This window comes from Sphingomonas elodea ATCC 31461 (genome assembly GCF_000226955.1).
In the GTDB taxonomy this organism is placed as follows: Bacteria; Pseudomonadota; Alphaproteobacteria; order Sphingomonadales; family Sphingomonadaceae; genus Sphingomonas; species Sphingomonas elodea.
In genome coordinates this window covers 1-585 of sequence record NZ_AGFU01000115.1, presented here as the reverse complement: position 1 = coordinate 585, position 585 = coordinate 1, and the positions used below count along the sequence as shown (strand labels likewise).

Here is a 585-nt window from a genome sequence, read left to right as displayed (position 1 = left end):
TACTTCAGTTCCTGCGGATACGATCCAGACTGATCGAAAAATGCCCTAGCGCGAGTTTGCCGCACCGGCCAAATCACCCATGGCGCGTCCCGGCGGACGCTGGCCATGATGTGACCTCTGCACCAGACCAGATCGCTCCAATCAAAGACCGGTATCCGGACGATACCGGAACGAACATCTGTGCAGCGCTTCCTCAAAATCGTGCATGTCTTTAGTACAAACGTTCACGCACGGATGGTTGTCCTGTCAATAACCAAGACAAAGTCGTATATCCTCGAACAAATTGATTCCGACCGATGCCTTCGATCGGAAAATCTCACTACAAATACAAGCAACAGACATGGGCTGTCGGGGATAAGTATTCATACTTAGCCTCGCAGCGGCGTTTGAGGAACCGATGACGGCAACGATCCCCCTGCCCGCCTCCGGCACCATGCAGAATATGCGGATCCTGCATGCGGCGATGCTGCACGAACTTGCCGCAGAAAGAGCGATCACGCTCGATTTGGCGCCGGTCGAGCAGGCGGATCTCAGCCTGCTCCAGTTGATCCAGGCGCTGCGGATGACGGCAGCCGAGGCGGGCCG

The 585-nt window shown here is 56.1% G+C and carries 1 protein-coding gene; it reads left to right on the top strand.

Annotated elements, in window-relative coordinates; translation table 11 throughout:
• Positions 1 to 397: 397 nt before the first annotated feature.
• The coding region (locus KK7_RS21315; RefSeq protein ID WP_010546262.1) for an STAS domain-containing protein at positions 398 to 585 on the top strand (188 nt) is incomplete at its 3' end.